Genomic DNA, 22,709 nt, shown 5'->3' with positions numbered 1-22,709 from the left:
CGATACCCGAAACGCGGAGGTCAAACAACTTGGCAATGCCCCTCACGTGCCTCGACAAAGGCGCGCGCGCGTTCCTCGTCAAGGCAGCGGAAATAGGTCTGGACCTCAGCGATGTAGGTCTCGAAGTCCGCGCGGAGCAGATCGGCGTAGCGGCGCATGTCTTCGCGTGACTGCGGCAGGAAGGGGCGTTCGGGGGCGAGACAGGGTGCAGCCACAGCGGCTTGCGCTGGTGTCGCCACGATCATCAGCGCAAGAATAGCGTTGCGTGCACATGACATGTGCAGGGCAAAACTCCTTTTGCGCCTTTAATGTTGCAATCTCGTCCTGTAGCACCGTTATCAGAGCAAGGCGATTTTCGTCAAGTCGTTATTATTGTCTTGCTATCGTTCATGTTGTCTCGTATCGACCGCGGTGTTGCGACCCCGCGGAACCGATGCTGCACCCCAGGCAGGAAAGGACCCAAGGGAAGGCCATGATAGAAGAAGCCCCGAATGTGGTTACAGAAGACGGACTGCGAAGCCTGCTTGCAGATGGCTACCTCCTCGAGGTGGTCTGCAAGGAAGCTGGCGAGAAACGACACAACAGCTGGTACGGCACCTGGGTTGCGCGCGCCGTCGCGGAAGACGGTCGGGCCGACAAGATGCTTGTCACCAGCCGCAGCTACCTCAAGGTGCGCGAGTTCAAGACCATCGTCGGTCTTGTCAGCTTCCTTGCCGAAATGGGCTGCACAACCGCCAGCATTCCCCTTGAAGAAGGCGGACGCGAGCGTCACACCGCCCCCGGCCGCGTGGCACAGCCGCGGACTGGCCCGGTTCTGGTCAAGGACGACTGACCGCGCGTTCGCGCTCGTCGTTGCATTGGGTACAGGTGTTTGTTCCGCACCCTTGGCCCTGGCCGACGGTTTCATCTTCCAGGTCAGCCCCGACGGGCAGCTGATCGATATCGCGAACGGCACGCAGTCGCTGCGGGCGTTCGACACCTCCGACGCCGCCCCGGATGGGACGCAGACGGACCGCCTCTTTCTTTTCGCAAGACCGCAACGATCGGACGCAGATCAGCCGCTGGCACAGGTTGCGGCCGTGGCCGTGACACCGCGTGCTGTCCCCGCCTCCCCCGAAATCCTCCACGCCATCGAGACCACCGCGCTGCGCTACGGCAGCCATGACGCCCTGCGTCAGGCGGGTCTCTCAGTCACCGATTGGGCGCTGTTCTACCGCGCCAACATCGAAGTCGAGAGCGCGTACAATCCCGGCGCCTTGAGCCCGGTCGGGGCCATCGGGCTTGGTCAGTTGATGCCCGGCACGGCGCGTGATCTTGGCGTCGATCCTCATGACATCGCGCAGAACCTCGACGGCTCAGCCCGGTACCTTCTGATGATGCTGGAGCGCTTCGGCGATCCTGTGCTGGCGCTGGCCGCCTACAATGCCGGGCCTGAGGCGGTCACCCGCCACGGTGGCATTCCCCCTTTCCGCGAAACCCAGGGCCATGTGGCCCGTGTGACTGCCGTGTTCCAACGGCTCAGAGGAGATCTCTCGTGACATCCAGACTTTCCCCCGTTGCCGCCCGCGCGGTGACTTGCGCGCTCATGGGCGCAATGGCGCTCATCATGCTCGCAGATCCCGCACTGGCGCAGAGCATCGATCTCTCGCCGGTCCAGACCTTGCTGCAGGGCATCGTGAACGCCATCACCGGCCCCTTGGGCATCGTGATCGGCACGCTGGCGCTGATCGGCGTGTTCCTCTCCTGGCTCTTCGGCATCCTCGATTTCCGCCAAGCGCTCTGGGTCGTGGTTGCAATCGCGGGCATCGCCGCAGCGCCCACCATTGTTGCCGCCATCTGGACGACCTGAGCCAGAACTTCCGGAGGTCTCGGCCATGTCCGACCAGTCCCGCGTGTTCATAGGCCTTCTCAGGCCACCCAAGCTGATGGGCTTGCCGATCATGTACGCCATGGTCTGGCTCTTCGGCTCGACGCTCCTGTTCCTCTGGGTGCAGAGCTGGGTGGTGGCCGTCTTCGCGGGGCTGGCCTGGCCGGCGCTCTGGAAGGCCGCAGACTGGGATCCGAACTTCCTCGATGTCCTGGTGATCACCTTGCAGGAAACCCCACCCACAACGAACCGCAAGCTCCACGGGGGCGACAGCTATGCCCCGTGATGGACTGGCCGATGACGTGGCGGACGCGCTCGATCCGCTGACCGCGCTGCCCGCATGGGTCAAGGGCGAGAAGCGGCTGTCGTCGATGCTGCCCTATGTCAGCCTCGTGACCGACCGGACGATCCGGACACGCGGCAACGAGCTGATGCAATGCATCCGGCTGGAAGGGGTGAACAGCACCACGAGCGAAGACGCCCATCTCGACCGGATCGGCGGGCTCCTGGCGGGCATCGTTGCGCAAGTGGGGACCGAGTTTTCCTTCTACCTGCACAAGGTCTCAAAAGCGGTCGACGTTACTCTGCCGCCCATCCCGGGCGAGGGATTTGCGGCTGCCGTCGATCAACGCTGGCGCGCGCATCTGGCTCAAGCTGGCCTGCGCGACAAGACGCTGACGCTGACTGTGCTGAAGCGCCCGGAGGCGGGCAGCCGTCTGCCCTTCGGTCTGGGCGCGTCGCGTGCGCGTCATGCAGCGGACACAACACGCCGCTTGCGCAAGCTCGACGAGGTCGTGGGGTTTTTGCTGTCGTCCTTTGATGAGCTGAAACCCCGGCTGCTTGCCGCCAGCACCGGCGAGCTTCTCGGCTTTCTTGGTTCGCTCAACACTGGCGAAGAGCACCCGCTCTTCCCGCGGTCGCGCCTTGGCGTGATCGCCGAGGACGTTGCCAATACCCGCGTCACCTTCCGCGGATCGACCATCGCGCTCTCCGACGGTGCCGTCGGCGACAAGCTCGGCGCGATCTTTGCGGTGAAAAACTACCCCGCCAAGACCGACAGCCTGATGCTCGACGAGCTGAACCTGCCCGTCGACATGGTGGTCACCCACTCCTTCGTGCCGATCAACGCGAACATCATGGCAGGTCGGATCAAACGGCAGCTGCGCCTCATGCAGGCGGCCAATGACGGGGCCGTCAGCCTCGCGCAGGAACTGGAACTCGCCCAGGACGATCTGGAATCAAAACGCCTGATTTTCGGCGAGCACCACATGACGGTAGCTGTCTATGCGCGCAGCCAAGCGGCCCTCGACGACATCGCGGCCGAGATCCGCAACATCTCTACCACCTCCGGCATCAACCTGATTTCGGAGGCTTTTGGCGCGCGGGCGCATTTCATGGCGCAGCATCCCGGCAATACAGGTGCGCGCAGCCGCAAGGCTGCGATCACGAACCACAACTTCGCCGATCTCGCCACTTTCCACCGCACCCCGCTCGGCAAGAATGGCCGGGAAGTCCCCTGGGGCGTGCCGATCACGCTCTTCCCGACGCCCGAGCGCAGCGGGTTTCGCTTCAACTTCCACGAACAGGGCGCACCGGATCGCGAGCCCACAGGCGGCCACACGCTGATCCTTGGCCGCCCCGGCTCGGGCAAATCCGTGCTGGCGGCGTTCCTGATGACGATGGCCCGTCGCGCTGGCGCGCGGCTCTTCGTCTTCGACTACCGCGCGGGCATGGAGATGGCCGTCCGCGCGCTCGGCGGCAGCTATTCGACCGTGCGGGCCGGACGGCCCACGGGCCTGAACCCGCTTCAGACCGAGATTGATGCCCGCGGTCAGGCGTGGCTGGCCGACTGGCTCGCAAGCCTTCTCGAGCGCCGCGACCGACCCTTGACCCCGGTGCAGACCAATCGCCTGCAGGAGGTCGTGCGCCAGAACGCCAGCGCCGGAAACGCGGGGCTGCGCAATTGGTCGGACTTCGCCTCGCTTCTGGTTTCAACCGATGACGAGGGCGATCTCTTCGAGCGGATGCAGGAATGGACCGCCGAAGGCCGCTACGGCTGGATCTTCGGGGCCAATGCCAAGGACAGCTTCAGCATCGGCGGGGACGTCGCAGGCTTCGATCTGACCGGTATCCTCGACTCCGAGAGCGAGCGGGAGCGCATGGCGGTCCTGTCCTACCTCTTCCGCCGGGTCGAGCGGGTGATCGAGGACCGCAAGCCCACGATCATCGTCATCGACGAGGCCTGGAAGGCGCTAGACAACGCGTATTTCGCGGAGCGGCTTTCGAACTGGCTGGTGACCGCCCGCAAGCAGAACGCTGTCGTCGTGATGATGACCCAATATGCCAGTCAGCTCGAGCGCACCCGCACCGGCAAGACCATCGTCGAAGCCGTGCCGACGCAGGTGCTCCTGCCCAACATCCGCGCCTCGGCCGCTGATTACGCGATGCTCGGTCTCAGCGAGAAAGAGCTCGACGTGCTTCTGGGCGTCGGGTCGGCCTCGCGGCTCGCGCTCGTGCGCGATGACCGGGGTGCGGTGGTGATCGACGCCGATCTCAGTGCCCTCGGCTCCCTCGTGACCATCCTCGGCGGCATGGAGAAGGGCGAGGCCCTTGTCGGCCCCGACTACCGCGACCGCCCCGATTTCTGGAGAGTGACATGACCCGTATCCTCAGCCGCAGCGCCGTGCTGCTCGGCCTCGGCCTGACCCTGACAGCCTGCGCGCAGCATAACCCTGCGCAGGCTAACTGCTTCAATTTCCGCGATGCACCCGCGCGCACTGCCTCCGCGGTGACGGTCTCGACCAGCGGCGAAATCGTGACCCGTCGCGATACATCCTGCGATTTCGTGCTGCTGGGGTCGGGCGGCTGATCCGATGACCACCGCCCGCATCCGAAACCTGGCCAGCGCCGCACTCCTGACAGGGGCGACCGCCGGCGCCTGCAGTGTCTGGCTCGGGGCCCCGGCCAACGCACAGGGCGTGCCGACCTTCGATCTGCGCCTCTTCGCCGAACGACAGGCGATCCTCGATCAGACCGATCAGGATCTCGCACTGCAGCAAGACCGGCTGACCCGCGAAGAGGAACTGGCCGAGATCGAGCGCCAGCAACTCGCCTCGCTCGAAGGGCTGATGGATGCGATGTCGCTCGGCTCGGGCGATGTGGCTGGCACCGTGGCCGGGCTCGAAGCGGGGCAGGGGGCGGTTGAGGACGTCGAGAGTGCTGCGGCCAGCCTCTATGCGCCCGAGGACAACAACCCGGCCGCAGCCCGGATGTTCGGCGATGCGCGGGAAGGAATCGAGGAGCTGATTATCCGCGCCGCGCGCGACACCCACAGTCTGCCGGGCGTAAGCCGTGCGGGGCTGTCCCTTGTGCAGTGGCGCTGCCTGCTGCAGGCGCTGATCTGGCAGGAGAGCCGGTTCCAGATTGGAGCGCGCTCGCCCGTCGGGGCCTTTGGCCTGACGCAGATCATGCCCGCCACGGCAAGCGATCTTGGCATCAACCCCGCCTATTACGACGACCCGTACCTGCAGGTCACAGGCGGTGCGCGTTACCTCGCGATGATGCTGAACATGTTCGATGGCAACATCATCCATGCGCTTGCCGCTTACAACGCAGGCCCGGGCAACGTGCAAGACTACGGCGGCGTCCCGCCCTTCGCGGAGACCCAGCACTACGTGGTGGTGATCCCGCAGCAATACAACAGCTACCTCGCCGCGGTGGGCGGCATCGATGCGCTCGGCACGATCGATCCTGTGCTTCTCGCCAACGCAAGTTTCAGCCTCTCGGCCCATGGCGCAGGCGTCTATGGGGATTATTCGCTGGTCTCGGTCCGTGCCGCCGCCCTGCGGGTGCAGGACATCATCACCCGCATCGGTGAGACCGAAGACCTGCATGAGGCCATCGCGCTCAACACCTATGCGCGCGCCGAACTGGCCCGGCTGGTCGCGATCCGCACCCGGATCAAGGCCGCCCACACCCAGCCGCTGAGCGAGGAACAACTCGCCATGGCCGCCGCCCAAGCCGCTGAGCGGCAGTTCATGGATTTCACCCAGGAGACATTGCGATGATCCGGCGCTTGTACCGTTCCCTTGCCACCGGTGCCGCGACACTTGCGCTTGGCCTCGCTTTTGCAGGTCCCGTCGCGTCACAGGGCGTGCCCACGGTCGATACCCAGAACATCGCCCAGGAAATCCGCCAGCTTCAGCAGATGCTGCAAGATTTCGGGATCCAGACCGATCTTCTGGACAATGCGCTGGCACAGCTCGACCTCCTGCAGCAGCAGTTCGATCAGCTCGAGGAGATGTATGCCTCACTGACCGGGCCACGCAGCATTCTCGGTCTCGCCATGGGCGGCGATCTCGACGGCCTCCTGCAGGCCAATTTCGACGACATCCCCGGTCTGATCCGGGGCATCCAGGCGGGCGACTGGTCGAGCCTCATCGGTCCCAACGCAGGTCCCCTACGCACGCAGATGGAACAGGCTCTGGCGAGTGCGGGCTTCGATGAGGACTCGCTGCGCGAGATCGCCACCAGCGGCAATCCGGGGGCAGAGGGCGTCGCCACCCGCGCCACGACCGGTGCCGTGATGTCGGCGGCGGCCCAGAACAGTCATGCAGAGGCAGCGCAATCCCTCGAACGGGTCGAACAGCTCGTCGCGATGATCCCCGACATGGAGGATCTGAAGGCGTCGATGGACCACAACACCCGTGTTACGGCGGAACTGGCCATCGCGATGACGCGGATGTGGGAGCTTGAAGCCATCCAGACCCTCGGCGCGGGCAATGCTGGCGTGGTGGATGCCGCCACCGTCGCGGAAGAGCGACGCTACATGGACTTCACCCTGCCGAGCCTGCGACCATGACCAAGGCACCGGACATGACCGCAGGCATGAGTGCGCGGGAACTCGTTGAGGAGGAACTGATCCACGGCGCGCTGCGCCGGGAGCAGCTCTGGCGGATGATCGGACTTGGCGGGGCGGGCTTCGGTGTCTTCGGCTGTCTTGCCGCCGCCGCCGTCGCCCTGATGGTCGAGACACCGCCGCCGGTCGTCGTGCCCTATGATCCTGCAACGGGTCTCGCTCTGCCGAACGCCACGGTCGAAACGGTCTCGCTTGCCGAGCGGCCCGCCGTCATCGAGGCGCAGATCTACCGCTACATCCTTGACCGTGAGGCCTACAACCATCTCGACAACGATCTGCGGGTGCGTCGCGTGCTGGCGCAATCCACCGGGGCGGCCGAGGCCAGCATGCGCGCCATGTGGACCTCGGGGCAGGAGAGCTATCCGCCGACGCGATATGGCCCCGCGGCAGAGATGGCTGTCGAGATCGCGTCGATCACGCTCATCGGTGACAACCGCGCGCAGGTGCGGCTTAGAAAGCGCCTGACCAGCCCGCAAGGCGCGCAGGACGGATCCTTCACCGCCACGCTGATGTTTGCCTTCCAGCCCGAACGGACCCGCACGATCGACGACGTTTGGCAAAACCCCTTCGGCTTCACCGTCACCCAATATGCCATCCGATCGGACCGTTCCGAATGACTTCTGTTCCCGTTCTTGCCCCTGTTCACGCCCTGCTGGTCGCTGGTGCCCTCGTGCTAACCGCACCCGTAGCCTTTGCGGAGACCGCGCCACGCCCCGGCCCTCATGACAACCGCGTCCGGATCGCGACCTGGACCGAGGGGCAGGTCTACCGGATCGTCACCACGCTGACCCGGGTCACCACCGTCGAATTCGGCGAGGGCGAGACCATCCGCTCGATCATCGCGGGCGACACCGTGGGCTTCCAGTTCGACGGTGTGCCGGGCGGACGCGCCTTCGCGATCAAGCCGGCAGCCTCGGGTGTGGCCACCAACATCACCGTCTACACGAACCGCCGTTCCTACTATTTCCACGTCGTCGAGGCGCGGGAGACCCCGCATTACGTCGTACAGTTCCGCTACCCCGAGGCCCGGGTCCAGCCCGCCCGCGCCGTGGCGGCCGATGCCCCGAACGCAAACTATGCCGTCAGCAGCAGCCGCGAGTTCACGCCCACGGCCATCTGGGATGATGGCACCTTCACCTATTTCCGCTTTGCGCGGAACGCGCCCGTCCCTGCGATCTTCCGCTACACCAATGGCGGCGAGCGCGCGGTCAACAGCACCGTCCTCAGCGACGGTGTAATCCGGGTCTCCGGCGTCAATCGCCAATGGGTTTTGCGCTTGGGCGATGAAGAGGTCTGCGTGCAGGACATGGGGGCGCCCACGTCATGAGCCAGGACACCGAAGACCTCGCTACGCGTCTCGCGGCGCTTGAAGCGACGGGCGACAAGAAGCGCGGCGCACCGCGGCCCTCTCCGCTGGCGGCCATCCTTGGCGTGGCCGGGATCTTGGCCGTGGGCGGCCTGGCCTGGGCCGCCCTGCAGCCATCGCCGGAAGCCCCACTGCCGACCGCAGCTCCGGAAGAGTTCCAGACCACAGGATCAGGCTTCGGCGATCTCGCACCCATGCCCGTGGTAGAGTCTGCACCGCCGCCGGCCGAGACCGGCCCCTCCGCGTCAGAACTGGCGCTGATGGAAAGCCTCGCCACGCTTCGGGCGGAACTCGAAGACCTGCGCGCGCGGCCCGTCGAGGCATCGGGTAGCGGCGCAGAGCAGGCCATCGCCGATCTCACGGCGCAGATCGCGGCGCTGCAAGAGGCCTCGTCTGAGGCGCAGCGCGCGCTCGAACGCCAGTTGACCGAACGCGACCGCGAGCTCGACCAGCTGCGCATGGACCTCGAGGTCGCGCAGCTGGCCCCGCCTGCGCCAACGGACCTCGGACCGAACGAGGAGGAGCTGCGGCTTGCCGAACTCGAGCGCCGCCGCATCGCCGAAGCGGAGGCCCGGGCCGAACGCATCGCCTCGCCCATGATCGCGTTTTCCGGGATGGGGGCCGGGACCGACCGGGAGAACAGCCTCGAGGCCGCGCGCCTGAATGAAGACGAAGCCTTCGTGCGGGCAGGCGCAAGGCCCGCCCCAGTGACGCGGGCCGAATTGATCGTGAACCCCGGCAACACCGTCGTGCAAGGCACGATGATCCAGGCCGTGACCGAGACAGCGCTAGACAGCACGCTGCCTGGTGCCATCCGCGCCATTGTCTCCGAAGACGTACATTCCTTCGACGGCACGCGCGTCCTGATCCCTCGCGGCGCGCGCCTTGTCGGGCGCTATCGCTCCGATGTGGCGCTCGCGCAGTCGCGAGTCATGGTGGCATGGGACCGCATCATCCTGCCCGACAACCAGACCGTGGAAATCAGCGCCTTCGGTGGGGATGAGCTCGGTCGCACCGGCACCACCGGCTTTGTCGACACCCGCTTCGCGCAGCGCTTCGGCTCGGCCGCGCTGATCTCGCTGATCGGGGCCTTGCCTGCGGCGGCCGCCGGACAGATCGAGGATGAGGCTGCCGCCGACATCGCGAGCGACGTCGGCACGGACCTGCGCGACAGTACCCAAAGCGTCATGCAGGACTATCTGGCGATCCGGCCCGTGATCCATGTCGACCAGGGCACCCGGATCACAGTCATGGTCGACCGCGATCTGGAGATTTTCTGAGATGGCAGCGAGCTATCTCGAAGCCTCGCTCGACCGTCTGGGCGCGCCCGTGCGACGAGACGACACGATCGAGATCTGCATCAACCCCAATGGTCAGGTCTGGGGCGAGTTCCAGGGCGATCATTTCATGCGCGGTCTCGGCACGCCGCTGACCCAGACCGAGATCAAGGACCTCGGCAACCAGATCGCCTCGGCCGCCTCGACCACGCTCAGCACCAAGAAACCCATCGTCTCGGTCTCGATCCTCTACCGGGATCGTCCGATCCGGGCGCAGGTGATCCAGCCGCCTGCGGTGGAAGGGGGGTTCTCCATATCGCTGCGGTTCTTCTCCTCCCTGCCGCTGGAGGCCATCAAGCTTGGCTTCCTCTATGGCAAGGAGCGCAGCCTCGAAGGCCTGCGTCGCGAACGGAACGCCGCGCTGCGCGATGTGGTGGCCTCCGGCGACATCGATGCCGCCCTGCGCTTCTGCGTCGAGAACAAGCTCAACATGATCGTCTCGGGCGGCACATCGACCGGCAAGACCGTCGCGGCGCGCAAGATCCTCTCGCTGATCCCGCCCGAGGAACGGATCATCACCATCGAGGAGGCGGCGGAACTGCGCCCTGAACAGCCGAATGCCGTAACGCTGATCGCCGACCGTGATACCGACGCCCGCAGCGCCGATGTGCTTCTGGCCTCGACCCTGCGCATGCGGCCCGACCGGATCGTGCTGGGCGAGGTCCGGGGACGCGAGGCCATGACCTTCCTCGAGGCGATCAACACCGGGCATGGCGGCTCGCTCACCACACTGCATGCCGAGACCCCGCAGCTTGCCGTCCGCCGCCTCGCCATCGCAGCCCTCAAGACCGATGTGCCCATGACCTATGCCGACATGGTCAACTACATCGAGGGCTCCATCGACGTGATCATCCAGGCAGGTCGCCACGATGGCGCGCGCGGCATCACCGAATTCTTCCTGCCGGGGCAGGCAAGCCATCCAGACCAGAACATTGCCGGAACCGAGGGCACCAAGCGCCCCCCGGTCGTGGCCGAATGAAGACCCGAAAGGAAACCCCATGCACAAGATCACCCTCGCCGCAGCTGTCACCCTGCTGGCCGCGCCGCTCGCGGCCCAGACCTCGCCTCAGGTCACGAATGATCTCACCGTAACCATGTCGTCCCAGCAATACCGGATCTGCAACGACCGGCCCGCACGGCCGACCTGGATGGATGAGGTCCACCCGCGTGAGGCCTACAAGGCGCTGACGTTGATGGATCTGTATGAACTGCGAGCATGGGAACAGATCGTCGAGACAGGCAACTGCGGCTGCGAAATCCGCTTCCCGGAATGGGAAGATGCCTCTGAAGAGTTCAACGAACGGTATCTCCTGGCGTCCCCCGCGGAACATACGGCAGCGCAGCGGGACATCCGGCAGAAGCGCAACGATCTGCGCCATGCGGTTCAGGATATCTGCGAAGCTCAGGGCAACTGGTAATGAGCGTCGTCAGTTGGATGGTCGAAACCGCCGACGGTTTCCTTGTCGATGCTGCCGAGTCCCAGTTCGGGGCTGTGGCCAGCAATACCGGCACGATCGTCCTTCTGATGGTCACGCTTTCCCTGATCGGCGTCTGTATCAACATGGCCTTCCAATTCCGCAGCATGGATGGGGCCAGCTTCTTCTGGTACCTGATCAAGCTGACGCTGATAGGTCTCTTCGCGTTTAACTGGGCCAATTTCAACGCGGTGTCCAACGCCGTGATCGGAGGCCTCGACTATGTCGCCGGCGCGCTGGTTTCGTCGGTCGGCGGAGGTGGCGCAGGCGCAACCCATTTCGCGGGAGAATTCGACAACCTGATCGAGCGCTTCGCGACATATTTGAACGCGATCGGCAGCAATATGAACTGGATGACGGGCGCGATCCTCGGCGGCATCGGCCTGGTGCTCTTGAGTCTGCTCGGCTTCATGACCGGCATCGTCCTCATCTTCGCCAAGATGATGCTGACCCTGATGCTTGGCCTTGCGCCGATCATGATCGCGCTGTCGCTCTTCGATGCGACCAAGGATTTTTTCCACAGATGGGTCTCGACCACGATCAGCTACGCCTTCTACCCCATCGTCATCGCCGCCATGTTCTCGACCATGGTCGGCATGGCGAATTCGCTGCTGGCCCAGCTCGGTGACCCAAACTCCGCGACCAATATCGGCTCGCTGGTGCCGTTCTTCGTGATGGTGTTCCTGGCGAAGGGGTTCGTCGCAGCAACACCCCTCATCGTTCGGGGGATCTCTGGAAACCTGATGGTGGCTGCGGCACCTGCTGTGGTCTCTGGCTCGGCCGGGATCATGCGGGGGATCCTCAATACCGACGGCGTGAAGGGCAGGGCGCGGATTGGCGCGCTCACGACAGGTGAAGTGATTGGGCGGGGGACAATGCAGGCACCCGCCGCTGTGCGGAGTGCTGCAGCTACGGCAAGCGCGCAGGTGGTCAGGATGGCTGAGAGAGCGAAGCGGTTGGGTCGGTGAAGCCTAATGCGCCGCCGCCATGATGCCTTCTCGTTGATGCGAAGGGCGGAGAGCCGCCTGACTGCAGCGCGGCGTGGCAACTGCAGCAAGCCCGGGACAGCGGCCATCCATACGCGGCGCAGCGATCCCTTTGCCCGAGCCCGGTGTCGGGCGGTGGGGCGACCTTGGCTGCGCCCCGGACGAACGGTCGCGATGCGCAGGCTATGTCAAAATTCGGCCGATTGCCGGTGGCAGCGTTGTTCCGGGGCCGGAGCGACTATGACGTGACCTTGGTCAGCCTAACCCGCTTCCCACACCGGTCACGGCGCAATGAGCTTGAGCCGCTTAAGAAGCTCGGCCAGATCCGGCTCAACCCCGGCTGCCCGCTGCACGTGACCGAGCCCGATCCTTTTCTGAAGCTCCGACGCCGACATGTTCTTGTGATAGTCAGCCCAGAGGGCGGAAAGCGCGGCCAGTGACCTGCCACGGGGCGGGTTATCATGTTCGTGACCGGCGAAATGGCGAAGCAGAAAGCCCTCGAAATCTGGGCGCTGCCAGATCGCGATCATCTCGCTCCGGGCAAAGATCGTCCTCGCCTCGAGACCGCGGTCGGGTAGCTCCTGCAACCGGTCGGTATCCAGCATGACCGCCTGCGCCGTGAATGGGCCGCCCCGCCTGATCTCTTCCGCCAGCTTGCGCTCCGCCTTCTTCGCGAGCTCTAGCGGGTTACCAGCCGGCTGGAGGTTAACAGGGACCACATGAATCTTGGCTCCGCTCGCGTCAACCAGCCGCTGAAGCAGGGCGCCATAGCCCTGTTCGCTCTCCCCTTCGCAACCCAGGAAGACCCTTGCCCGCCGCTCTATGACCCGACGCCCCCTCATCCGATGCTCGGGACCCCGCCATAGACCCCGCCGAGGTAGTTCTGCAGGAAATTCTCGTCGCGTCGGATCCCCTTGATGTCGCCGAGGCCATAGATCTGGGTCGCCCCGTCCGGCGCCTTCTCACAGAACAGGACCTCCTCCTTCAGGAGCCCGTCGAGCAGGGACACGGCGTGGCAGCTCATCCAAAGCTGCGCGCCATAAGGATTTCGCTCCGGGTCTGCGAACCATCGAAGGATCTCCGGGAGGACGGACGGGTGAATTGCCACGTCCAGTTCGTCGATCACCGCCACCCCACCGAGCGCCAGCGCCCGGTGGATGGTGGGGTAGATCCGGAAAAACTGCTGAGTTCCGTGGCTTTCGAAGATCATCCGGATCGGCTGATCGAGTCCGGCGTGCGTGAAACTGGCGACCGGCCCGCCGTTCTCCGCCAGGATCTGGACCTGGTCGACGCCGAGATCAATGCGCCTGATGTCACGGTTCAGCGCGCTCAGTAGCTCCGGGTTCCGCGCATAGCCAGTCAGCAGGTCGAAGTCGTTCCGCTCAAACCGGGTTAGCAAGATGTTCGTATCGATCGCGTTGGCGGCCTGCACAAAGCTCAGCGCCAGCCGGTTGTTAAGTTGGCCCAGCGTGGCGATGACGCTCGCGTCAGGCCGCAAAATGCTTTCGAGAACGGTGAGCTCCCGTCCAAGCCCGAGCCAGGGCGCGACCTTGACCGCTCCCACCTCGTCGCGCTCGAACACACGAACCATCCTGGCCGAGCCGCTCGGACGATAGTGCAGGCTCTCGTGAAGAACCCGGTCTTCCCCGCCGCTTCGGGTGCCAAGCTCAAGTGAATAGACGTACGGGCAGGTTCCCGTCGCCCCATCGGCGAGAGGGTCCTCAAGCCCCGCGAAGGTGATCGACAGCTTGGTAGGCAGTGAGCCTTGGGCCTCGGTCAGAAACTTCTGGTAGGGTAGAAGGGTCCGCGCCTTGTGCTCGAAGCTGAACTGCACGAACCAGCTGAGGAAGGCGATAGCCCGCAGGACGTTCGACTTGCCCGAGGCGTTTGCCCCGTAAATGGCGACCACCCGGGGCGCACGATCCTCTGACCCGTCGTGGATCTTGACGAGCCTTCCGGCCTCCTCAGGAACCTTTCGTCCGACGGTCAAGTCAATGACCTGTGGCTCCCGAACAGAGTAGAAGTTCGCGATTTCGAGCTTGTAGATCATCTGGGCCTCCAAGGCCAAATGTAGTGAGTTAGAATGACTCTTTCAACGATATTTCCGCAAAATCACTTCTCAATTATAGAATTCTGTCGATGCAAGGCGTGGATACTGCCCCGTGCTGCTGTCCGAAAGCCTTCTGTCCAGCTGGTGATTCATGCTGTAATGCAACCAATCCTGATGCAAGAGGTGAACGGCTTCTAAGTCGGCCATGCCTGTCCTGCGCAGATTTCGCTGCGCTCGGGCCAAGCGACGGCATTGGAGAATGCTGCTGCGCCGCATCGGGAGGGCCTAATCGGCCACTCTGGGCCGATCACGTAAACTCCGCGATGATGGCCCGAGTCGTTTGCACAGCCGCCGCAAGTTGGGTCCTGTCTGCCTCCTTGAGCCCCAGACCAACCAGATCGAACGACAATTGACCGGACCCACCGCCACCCGCCGCAGCGCGTGCTGCTCGGCCGCGCGCCCGACCTATTGGCGCTGGCTGCGGATCCTGCGTCTCCGTTGCAGGTAGCTCAACGGTCATCGACGAGGACGCAGTCCCAGACCCCTGTGCCCCTGCAGCCGCCCGCACCGCCTGCAGTTCCTGCTTCAGCTTCTCCACTGTCTCGCGCGTCTCGGTCATTTGCCGATCGCGCCGCAGCCCGTCTTCATCCGGATAGGGGAAACTCCCCGCCTGACCCGCGTGCAGCGTCTTCAACACCGGGTCCTCAAAATACTTGATCCGCCGCGCCCGGATCGGCATCTGCGCGTCGATCACGAGGATCACCTCGTCGAGGTCCATGCGACGGGCCTGGTCTTCGGTGAGGAGCGGCGTGTCCTCTGTCCGCTCGGAGACGCTGCGTCCCTCGAACGGGTTGCGCCCGACCGCACGGGACCGCGTTACTACGCGCTTGGTGGTCTTGCCCACAGCCTGGCTCAGTTCCTCGATCGTCTTCTGCTCGGACGGCGTGAGGTAGAGTTTCACACCTGCGCCACCCTGCAACGAGCGGCGGGTGTTTTCGCCATAGATCTCATCCAGCGCCGGGATGGTCTGGGTGACGATGGCGAGGTTTCCGCCGAAGGATCGCAGCGTCTTGATGCTTTCGGCGACGATCGGCATTTTCCCGAGCCGGTCGAATTCATCGAGCATGATCATCACGGGCCAAGGCTCGTCGTCCCCCGGCTCCTGCGCCTGCAGCGAGGCGATCAGGTCGGAGAAGAAGAGCCGGATCAGCGGGGCCAGCGGGCGGATCATCTCGGACTCGACCACAAGATAGATCGCGTGGGGGCGGCGTCTGATATCGCGGAAGGAGAAGTCCGAGGTTGCGGTGGCCGCGTCGATCGCACGGTTGTCCCAGGTGTCGAGACCCGAGGTCATCAGGAGCGACAGGTACGAGGTCAGGGTGTCGTTGTTGGTCGAGGCCATGCGTTCGAAGATCAGCTTGGCCGAGGTGTTCTTCACCTCATGCGCGCGCTTGAAATATTCCTTCTGTTTGTCGCCGCCGGAGGCGGTGATCCGATAGATCTCACCGATGGTCGGCACGCCGCGCTCGAAGGCCAGAAGGCCGGCCGCCACGAAGAGATCGATGCCACCTGCAAGAAGCCCGCTCAGTTTTTCATTGTCGGTCTGCAGGAAGAGCTTGGCGGTGAGCTTCAGCTCCATCTGCTGGCGGTCGGGGTTGGTCATCGCCGCGATACGCGCCAGCGGGTTATAGCGATGCGTCGGGCGGTCCCAGTCGGTCGGCGCGAAGCGGAAGACCTTGTCGCCCATGCTGGCGCGGAAGCGCGAGGTCTCGCGGAAGTTTTCACCCTTCACGTCAAGCACCACAGCCGAACCCTTGTAGGTGAGCAGGTTCGGGATTACGAAGCCTACGCCCTTGCCCCGACCCGTGGGTGCCACGATCAGCGCATGCGGGAAGGTCTTCGAGACGAGGAAGGGGCGCGTCGATTTCGGAGAGCCAAGCTTGCCGAGAAGGAAGCCGCCACCCGGCTTGGCGAAGAAGCCGTTGCGCTTCATCTCGCCCCGGGTTTGCCAATGCGTCGTGCCGAAGCGCGTCAGGGCATCGCCGAGAAGCGTGACACTCAGCATCAGCGCGGCGATCCCAAAGCCCGCGAGGATCAGGTTCACCCAGAGGAAGTCCCGCGGCGCGCTGGCGCCAAGAGCGCGGTACTCCCGCGCAAGCAGGGTGACGTCGAAGACGTCCGTCCGAAGCCCGTAGCGGATGGTCAAGTAACCGGTGGCCACGACATAGCCGATGGCGAGGCCAACCAGCGTCAGACTGAGGATCCCGCCCGCGATCTTGCCCTTATCCATGGGTGATCCCCTTCTCGCCATGCGCTGCTGCGTGACGTGCACGCTGCGCCTCGATCTGCTCCTCGGCCAAGGCATCCAGCACCCGCTCCATGGCAGGGCCGTGGGCCGTCACCTCGCTGCTTTCCAGATAGGCCTTGGCGAGTTCCAGTTGCCGCAAGGGGTGCTCGCTGAACTTTTCCAGCACATCGGCGTGGCCCGCACGAAGGGCCGTCACCGCGTCCGGCGTGAGGTTGCGGTCGATCTGGGCGGCGAGGCGCTGGCCGTCCGTCTCGTTGAGCGGTTTCACGTCCTCGGCCTCTGCCCGCTGCAGGAAGGTCAACACATCAGGGGCGGTCTCAGCCATGAAACGCCGCTCGGCATAGTCCTGTCGTGCCTGATCCTCGATGTCGAAGCTCCGTTCACTGATGTAGGCGCGGGATGCGCCCATGGCGCGCAGCTGGTTGATCTCTTTCTGCACTGCCGCCCCAAACTCCTCATCCGGCATCTCGGCACGGTAGCGCGCGAGGGTGCGGTCGTCTTCTGTGATCGTGCCGAGATGCTGCATCGGATCGCGCAGCGCGATATCCATGTCGCCGGCATGAAGGGTGCGGTCCTTTTCCTCGACGGCGAACTCCTGTGGCTTGCGGCTGTCGGTGATCTTGTCCCAGGCCATCGACGCCAGTTCGGCATGATCGGACGACCGTTGCGCGAAGGCGTTGAAGGCGGCGCGGGCCTCTTCGACCTCGACGGCACCGGCTCGGCGCATGGACGGATCATCCGAGAAGGGATGGTCGAAATCAGTCCGGCGGAACTGAGCGACGAGCTCCTGGAAATCCCGGCGCTCGGATGGGGCGAAGATGTCGGGCTCGCCTATCGCGCGCGGACGCTCCGGCAGCGTCACGCGTTCCGCCAAGGCAACCGTGTCACCGTCGGTGTCATCCACCTCATCGACGGCCTGAAGGATGCGCGCCTCGGTAAGGGTGTCGCCCAGACGGACATGGACGGCTTCCAGCCGGTCGAGCGCTTCCTCGCGGTCCGCGTCCTTCTCCAGATCGAGATCGCCGGCCTTGGCGATGGCGCGCAGATCCTGCGCCAACCACTGCCGTTCGAGTGCTGCGTTGCCGGCACCTTCGCGCATGCGGGCGGCGACGGCGTCGGGGTCAATACCTGTGCCCTGCAGCGCCTCGCTGAGGCGCGCCTTGATCGCATCGTCGTCGAGGCGTCCGAGCTGGCCCTCGCGCATGTTGGCCCGGGCATAGACTCCATCCCGGGATGGTGCGTCGAGGAGTGCAGCCGAACGGTCGCCAAGTGGGTTCAAATGCGCGACCGAGGCCAGCACATCGGTGAGCTTGCGCTCGATCTCTGGCCTCTCGGCCGCGGGTGCCCGGTCGATCGCCGCTTCGATCTGACGGATGTTCTGAGAAAACTCGGTGATCAGCGTGTCGAAGGCTGTTTCGTCTTGGGACATGTAGATGGCTCCGTCAGATTGGATCTGACCGCCCCTGGCAAGGACAGTGCTGGCCCGCTCGAGCGCCTCAGCCACGTCTTCGAAGTTCGACCGGGACGCCTCGGCCGCCAGCCCCCGATAGGTCAGTGCATTGCGCGCCACCGTTTCCAGGGCCGCGGCGAGATCAGCGCCTGTGCGCTGGCGCTCGACGGGCGGTCGGCCTTCGTCACGGGCCTTATAGACCTCGTCGATCTCGGCGCGATAGGTCGTGACCCCCCGGTCAAGACGCCGTGTCGCCTCGAGCCGGATCCCGTGGACCTGCGCCGCCTCAACCATCGCCACCCGGAAGGCGTCGTAGTTGAAGTGGTGATCCTTCCCGAGAAAGAACATTTCGCCATCCTTGCTGCGGCGGTTCAGAACGATATGCGCATGTGGATGCGCGCGATCTTGGTGTATTGCAGCAATATAGTCGAATTGCGACCCCTCACCTTGAAAGAACTTCTCACAGACGGATTCCGTGATCGCGCGCACCTCTTCGCCGCTGGTGCCGACGGGAAAGGCCATGAGAAGATGCGAGGTATGTCCGAGCTTCGGGCTGTGCTGCTCGCCCCATTGGTTCTCGAACCGACGCACGACCCGGTCGATCTCGGCCTCGGTCAGGGTCTTCTTGCCATCATGGGTGCCGCGGCTGTCGAGGATGTGGCTCGACTTTGTGGTGAGGTAGGTGAGCTGGGCCTTGAGCTGGGCGCCGGTATGGCACCCGCCTTTCGAGATCGGCTTGAATATGGCCGGCGAGTAGCCGCGTGCGGCCCGGACCATCTGCGCCTTCTTGGCGAGCCCCTGCCAACTGCCCGAGACCCGGCTCCAGTCACGATCGAAAAGGGCGGGGCTGACACCGCGCGCCTCACTCCGCGCCATGTTCGGCCACCTGCTCCGCTTCCTGCCGTGCCAGACCGGCGAGCGCCTTGGTGACCTCGAGGTCCAGTTCGCGACGCCGCGCGCGGAACATCTCCTGGATCTGGTCGGCCATATCGAAGACGAGCACCGCGAGATCGCGGATCTCGGCATGGCTAGCGGGGGTGTAGGGCAGACGCTCCCCCTTGAGCTTTGCCTCGTTCAGTCGACGCGCGACCTGGTTCACGTTATTGCCGACCCGGTTCAACGCCGCGCTTAAGTTTCGCAGCTCGTCCGTCATGCCCTCATCCGGGCGCAGGATGTCGTCGGCGGCCAGGATAAGACAGCGCAAAGCGTCCGACCGATGAGCGACACCGTGGCGTGCAAGAGCAGCGTCGAAGCCCTGCAGCTCCCTTTGGCTGACGCGGACGCCAATCACCTTCGGCCGACTGCCGTTCGCCGTCTGGCGATCTGCGGCGTGGTTGGCCGCGTTGTAGACGGACTTGAGACTGACCCCGTAGCGGGTGGCGAGATCGCCAGCGGCGACGCCCTGCGACCGCTCTTCGGCGATGCTCAGGCGCTCGGTTTCGGTCAGTCTGCGGCCGCGTGACATTTTGAAGTTAACGTTCCTATTTCTTGCCAACTTCGTACAAGCCCGCCTTCTCCCAGCACAAGCGGAGAAGGCACCAAGGGCTTGTACTCAATGTAGAAAATCGGCCCCGAGGGCCGATTTGACGACCTTTGGCAAATGCAGCGCGCAAGGCGCTCAATGCAACGCGTCGCGCGTTCCCTGCATCGCGCATCGCGTCCTTTGGACTGCGTTTTGCGCGCCCTGCAGCACGGTTTCTGGCGAGTGGCAGATGGCCCGTGCTGCCCGCATCGGGCGTGGTGGCCGATGGTCCATGTCCCGTGCGGTATGCGTCGCGCCTCCTGCGTTGCGCCCTATGGCCGATGTCGCATGTCGCGCGTCATCTGGGGACCGCATCGTGCAGACTGGATGACGTCCACTGTTGCGTGAGTGCTGCTTTCCGCCCCCTGCGCGATGGTCCATGCGCCCCGTATTCCGCCCAAGGGAACCTGCCTCACGTCTTCTGCTTGACGCCGTCGCACACGGGGGTTAGCGACGCGGAAACATCTTTGCTGCGATTCACTATTCTTGTGAGAGGCCTGCCCCCATGCCGAACGACAATCTCGTGGTGATCGCTGCGATGGCCCGGAAGGGAGGGAGTGGCAAGACCACACTCTCTCGCGCCCTGATCAGCGCTGCCGTTGCCGCTGGCCGTCGCGTCCTTTTGATCGATACCGACAGTACCGGCGTGCTCGGCACCTGGCACAAGCGGGCTGAAGCCGCGGGGCTGGGATCACCGCTCCTGCGATCGGCAACCGTCGAGAGCGTAGGGGCCGTGGATCGCCGGATCGAGCAGGTCTATGCGGCGGACTCGGCGGATTTCATCTTCATCGATACGGCAGGCGTCGGGGCCGAGTGGTCGGACGGGATCGCCGTTCTCGCCGATCACATCGTGACACCGGTGATGCTCTCGACCTCGGATCTCGATGTCGGCGCACAGACCGCCGACTGGTTCGAAAAGCTCCGCGCCCGCGTCGATGACCCCGACAGCTTGCCGCGGCACCACGTCGTTCTGAATATGGTTGACCCCAAGACCACGCGCGCAGATGCGACCCTCATCGAGGCGGCTATTGCGCGGTTCCCGGTGGTCGAGACCGTGATGATGCGCCGGAATGTCTACAAGGAGATGGACGAGAAGGGCCTCCTGCACGCTGTGGCGTTGCAAAAGCAGGCCGATCCGAACCCCCTCATGCGCCCCCATGTGCGGCATGTGGTCGAGGCACTCGAAGAGGCGACCGACATCCTCAACAACATCCTCGCGGCGTGAGGTCAGGGTTGTGAGGAAGAGAATCCCGACAATCACGCGGCCCGACCCGGCTTATGCTGCATCCCTTCGGCCAGAGGTGGGAGAAGACCCGGGAAGGGAAGAGGTTCTGCGAGCTGAGACAATGCCAGAAGCTGAAAACGTCGAGCCTGTGGTCTTGGACGGTCACGCTGTTTCGCCGCCAAGTACGCAGCCTGCGCCCGCTCCTCAGCCCAGACAGGAGACAGCTTGGCCTGCAGCATCCTTGGCCATGGTATCTCCCACCCGCCCGCGACGCGGTCCGGCGACGCGCAAGATCGACATCCGGGTGAACGCGCTGGAACGGCAGGAGGAAGCCCTGATCGACTGCGGCGTCGATCCGGCACATGTCATCCGCGCCGCCCTGCGTCGTGCAGTGAAGAACTGGGAGCTCGGGCCCGACTTCATCCCTCCCGCCGAGGAGCAGCGCACGCGGATCACCGAATGGCGTGCACGAACCTCGCTGGCAGTCGATGACGCCACTGTGACCACCCTCCTGCGCGCCCACGACCCGCTCAACGTGATGAGCAAATGGACCCTGATCCGCGGGCAGTTGGAGCCCCGAGTCTGGGCCGAGATCGACGCTATCCTGAGCGAGATCGCCGCCTATGCTGCGGTGCCGCACGGAGATGACGAAGTCTAACCCATTGTTTAGGCGCGTTTCCGCCAAGCATCCGATCACAATTTTCCCGAAAGCACCTGTTCATCTTGCAGTTGCAGAAACCAGTCATTAACAACCCTGCCAAGGATAGAGTGGCCTCCTTTTTCCCGGTGCAGAGGTCCAGGTAGAGGAGCAGATTATGTCCAACACAGCCCGCCTGACAGGCGAACCCATCATGCGCATCCTCTGCAAGAAGACCGACGCCCTTGTGGGCTATCTTTACCAGTGGAACAACGGCGACCTCCAACCGGCATGGATCAACGAGGCCATGGCCGAGGTCCGCTACGAGCCCATGGTACAGGCCGCCTGAAGCGGGGAGACGCCCAGCTGGTTAAACGCCAGCGCTCGGGATGATGCATAGAATTCGCTTTCATGCATCATGAGTCGCCATTATTGTGAGTTATAGAAATGGATCCTATAGCTCATGCGCTGGAACTGGAATCAACCCGACTGGCCGAATTTCGTCTATGACAGCGCTGCCATCGAACCTCTCGAGCGGCGGTTCCTACTGTCATCCGGCGAGATTCTCGGCGCCGTCCGCCATGTGACCGGCAATGAACGCGACCGCCTGCGCATCGAACTTCTGAGTGAAGAGGCGATGCGGACAAGCGCCATCGAAGGCGAGGTGCTAGACAGGGGCAGTGTGCAATCCTCCCTCCGGCGGCAATTCGGTCTGATCACTGACGGTGCGCCATCGAAGCCCAAGGAACAGGGCGTCGCAGAGATGATGGTCGACGTCTACTCGACCTACGGCGCGCCTCTGACCCACGAGACCCTCAGCCGATGGCACGGGATGCTCCTGGCACATGACCGCGGGCTCGAAACCATCGGGGCCTACCGGCGACATGCCGACGCGATGCAGATCGTCTCCGGTCGCATCGACCGGCCGACGGTGCATTTCGAGGCGCCGCCCTCCGCGCAGGTCCAGGGCGAGATGGACGTGTTCGTCGACTGGTTCAACCGAACGGCGCCAGACGGCACAACGCCCCTGCCAGCACTAGCCCGCGCGGCGCTTGGGCACCTCTGGTTCGAAAGCATCCATCCCTTCGAGGACGGCAATGGTCGCCTCGGCCGCGCCTTGGCGGAAAAGTCCCTTGCGCAGAACATCGGCCAGCCGAGCCTAATCGCGCTGGCCTATACGATCGAACGGGACCGGAAAGCCTACTACGACCAGCTCGAAACCCACCAGAAGACGCTGGACGTAACCGGCTGGCTGATCTGGTTCGCCGAGATCGTTCTGAAGGCGCAGCAGGTAACGCTGACACGGGTCGCGTTCTTCATCGCCAAGGCGAAGTTCTACGACCAGTTCCGTGATCGACTGAACGAGCGACAAGCCAAGGTGATTGAGCGCATGTTCCGCGAGGGGCCCGACGGGTTCAAAGGCGGCCTCAGCGCCGAGAACTACATCGCCATAACCGGCACGTCACGCGCCACCACAACGCGGGACCTGCAGGACCTGGTGGAGATGGGCGCGCTTAGCCGTACCGGGGAGCGGCGCCATACGCGGTATTGGCTCATGGTTTGAGATA

The 22,709-nt window shown here is 64.3% G+C and carries 24 protein-coding genes; 18 read left to right on the top strand and 6 right to left on the bottom strand.

All coding sequences use genetic code 11. The annotated features are described in order from the left end of the window. Positions 1-20 precede the first annotated feature (20 nt). Positions 21-278, bottom strand: a complete 258-nt coding sequence (locus Mame_RS24735; protein WP_210162263.1) for a hypothetical protein — start codon at positions 276-278, stop codon at positions 21-23. Between the two features lie 194 nt (positions 279-472). Here Mame_RS24735 and Mame_RS24730 point away from each other — a divergent pair, with 194 nt between their 5' ends. Genes Mame_RS24730 through Mame_RS24665 form a run of 14 tightly spaced genes read left to right on the top strand, consistent with a single transcriptional unit; the run spans position 473 to position 11,931 of the window. Continuing rightward, positions 473-832: a hypothetical protein gene (locus tag Mame_RS24730; protein ID WP_018065950.1), complete on the top strand. Its 360-nt coding sequence runs from the start codon at positions 473-475 to the stop codon at positions 830-832. A gap of 52 nt (positions 833-884) precedes the next feature. Further along, a complete protein-coding gene (locus Mame_RS24725; protein ID WP_018065949.1) occupies positions 885-1,538 on the top strand; it encodes a lytic transglycosylase domain-containing protein in 654 nt (217 codons plus the stop codon). Then, positions 1,535-1,849, top strand: a complete 315-nt coding sequence (locus Mame_RS24720; RefSeq protein WP_018065948.1) for a TrbC/VirB2 family protein — start codon at positions 1,535-1,537, stop codon at positions 1,847-1,849. The genes Mame_RS24725 and Mame_RS24720 overlap by 4 nt, the downstream gene beginning before the upstream one ends. Before the next feature lie 25 nt (positions 1,850-1,874). Further along, complete coding sequence (locus Mame_RS24715) at positions 1,875-2,153, top strand: VirB3 family type IV secretion system protein (protein ID WP_018065947.1); 279 nt, start codon at positions 1,875-1,877, stop codon at positions 2,151-2,153. Next, the gene (locus Mame_RS24710) at positions 2,143-4,527 is read left to right on the top strand and encodes a VirB4 family type IV secretion/conjugal transfer ATPase (protein ID WP_018065946.1); all 2,385 of its coding nucleotides are present in this window, start codon (positions 2,143-2,145) and stop codon (positions 4,525-4,527) included. The genes Mame_RS24715 and Mame_RS24710 overlap by 11 nt, the downstream gene beginning before the upstream one ends. After that, entirely contained in the window at positions 4,524-4,736 is a 213-nt protein-coding gene (locus Mame_RS24705) for a hypothetical protein (RefSeq protein WP_018065945.1), read from the top strand. Before Mame_RS24710 ends, Mame_RS24705 begins: the two co-directional genes overlap by 4 nt. Positions 4,737-4,740: 4 nt before the next feature. Beyond that, complete coding sequence (locus Mame_RS24700; protein ID WP_018065944.1) at positions 4,741-5,934, top strand: lytic transglycosylase domain-containing protein; 1,194 nt, start codon at positions 4,741-4,743, stop codon at positions 5,932-5,934. Further along, positions 5,931-6,728, top strand: a complete 798-nt coding sequence (locus Mame_RS24695; RefSeq protein ID WP_018065943.1) for a type IV secretion system protein — start codon at positions 5,931-5,933, stop codon at positions 6,726-6,728. The genes Mame_RS24700 and Mame_RS24695 overlap by 4 nt, the downstream gene beginning before the upstream one ends. 26 nt (positions 6,729-6,754) lie before the next feature. Further along, entirely contained in the window at positions 6,755-7,402 is a 648-nt protein-coding gene (locus Mame_RS24690; RefSeq protein WP_026173664.1) for a VirB8 family type IV secretion system protein, read from the top strand. Further along, positions 7,399-8,112: a TrbG/VirB9 family P-type conjugative transfer protein gene (locus Mame_RS24685; RefSeq protein WP_018065941.1), complete on the top strand. Its 714-nt coding sequence runs from the start codon at positions 7,399-7,401 to the stop codon at positions 8,110-8,112. Before Mame_RS24690 ends, Mame_RS24685 begins: the two co-directional genes overlap by 4 nt. Beyond that, on the top strand, positions 8,109-9,431 hold the full coding sequence (locus tag Mame_RS24680; RefSeq protein ID WP_018065940.1) for a TraB/TrbI/VirB10 family type IV secretion system protein: 1,323 nt from the start codon (positions 8,109-8,111) through the stop codon (positions 9,429-9,431). The genes Mame_RS24685 and Mame_RS24680 overlap by 4 nt, the downstream gene beginning before the upstream one ends. Position 9,432: 1 nt before the next feature. After that, positions 9,433-10,467 (top strand): ATPase, T2SS/T4P/T4SS family, encoded by a 1,035-nt coding sequence (locus Mame_RS24675; RefSeq protein WP_018065939.1) that lies wholly within the window; start codon positions 9,433-9,435, stop codon positions 10,465-10,467. A 19-nt stretch (positions 10,468-10,486) separates the two neighbouring features. Then, entirely contained in the window at positions 10,487-10,906 is a 420-nt protein-coding gene (locus Mame_RS24670) for a hypothetical protein (protein ID WP_018065938.1), read from the top strand. Beyond that, on the top strand, positions 10,906-11,931 hold the full coding sequence (locus Mame_RS24665) for a TrbL/VirB6 family protein (RefSeq protein WP_018065937.1): 1,026 nt from the start codon (positions 10,906-10,908) through the stop codon (positions 11,929-11,931). The genes Mame_RS24670 and Mame_RS24665 overlap by 1 nt, the downstream gene beginning before the upstream one ends. Before the next feature lie 299 nt (positions 11,932-12,230). On the opposite strand, the gene Mame_RS24660 is transcribed toward Mame_RS24665, so the two are convergent. The 5 genes from Mame_RS24660 to mobC form a co-directional block, all read right to left on the bottom strand. Further along, positions 12,231-12,791 carry a hypothetical protein gene (locus Mame_RS24660; protein WP_018065936.1) on the bottom strand — a complete coding sequence of 187 codons (561 nt, stop codon included), beginning with the start codon at positions 12,789-12,791 and terminating at the stop codon, positions 12,231-12,233. Further along, on the bottom strand, positions 12,788-13,999 hold the full coding sequence (locus Mame_RS24655; protein WP_026173662.1) for an AAA family ATPase: 1,212 nt from the start codon (positions 13,997-13,999) through the stop codon (positions 12,788-12,790). The genes Mame_RS24660 and Mame_RS24655 overlap by 4 nt, the downstream gene beginning before the upstream one ends. Before the next feature lie 307 nt (positions 14,000-14,306). After that, complete coding sequence (locus tag Mame_RS24650) at positions 14,307-16,289, bottom strand: type IV secretory system conjugative DNA transfer family protein (RefSeq protein ID WP_018065934.1); 1,983 nt, start codon at positions 16,287-16,289, stop codon at positions 14,307-14,309. Then, a complete protein-coding gene (locus tag Mame_RS24645) occupies positions 16,282-18,633 on the bottom strand; it encodes a relaxase/mobilization nuclease domain-containing protein (protein ID WP_018065933.1) in 2,352 nt (783 codons plus the stop codon). The genes Mame_RS24650 and Mame_RS24645 overlap by 8 nt, the downstream gene beginning before the upstream one ends. Then, entirely contained in the window at positions 18,620-19,222 is a 603-nt protein-coding gene (gene mobC, locus Mame_RS24640) for a plasmid mobilization relaxosome protein MobC (RefSeq protein WP_018065932.1), read from the bottom strand. The genes Mame_RS24645 and mobC overlap by 14 nt, the downstream gene beginning before the upstream one ends. A 562-nt stretch (positions 19,223-19,784) precedes the next feature. On the opposite strand from mobC, the gene Mame_RS24635 reads away from it, so the two are divergent. From Mame_RS24635 to Mame_RS24625, 4 genes are all read left to right on the top strand, one after another. After that, positions 19,785-20,504 carry a ParA family protein gene (locus Mame_RS24635; protein ID WP_018065931.1) on the top strand — a complete coding sequence of 240 codons (720 nt, stop codon included), beginning with the start codon at positions 19,785-19,787 and terminating at the stop codon, positions 20,502-20,504. Between the two features lie 247 nt (positions 20,505-20,751). Then, the gene (locus tag Mame_RS27440) at positions 20,752-21,162 is read left to right on the top strand and encodes a hypothetical protein (RefSeq protein WP_018065930.1); all 411 of its coding nucleotides are present in this window, start codon (positions 20,752-20,754) and stop codon (positions 21,160-21,162) included. 157 nt (positions 21,163-21,319) lie between these two features. Then, positions 21,320-21,490, top strand: a complete 171-nt coding sequence (locus tag Mame_RS26920) for a hypothetical protein (RefSeq protein WP_018065929.1) — start codon at positions 21,320-21,322, stop codon at positions 21,488-21,490. A 114-nt stretch (positions 21,491-21,604) separates the two neighbouring features. Beyond that, positions 21,605-22,705, top strand: coding sequence for a Fic family protein (locus Mame_RS24625; RefSeq protein ID WP_018065928.1), 1,101 nt, complete (start codon positions 21,605-21,607; stop codon positions 22,703-22,705). The last annotated feature ends 4 nt before the right edge of the window (positions 22,706-22,709 follow it).

Source organism: Martelella mediterranea DSM 17316, from assembly GCF_002043005.1.
In the GTDB taxonomy this organism is placed as follows: Bacteria; Pseudomonadota; Alphaproteobacteria; order Rhizobiales; family Rhizobiaceae; genus Martelella; species Martelella mediterranea.
This window is presented reverse-complemented; position numbering and strand designations above follow the sequence as displayed.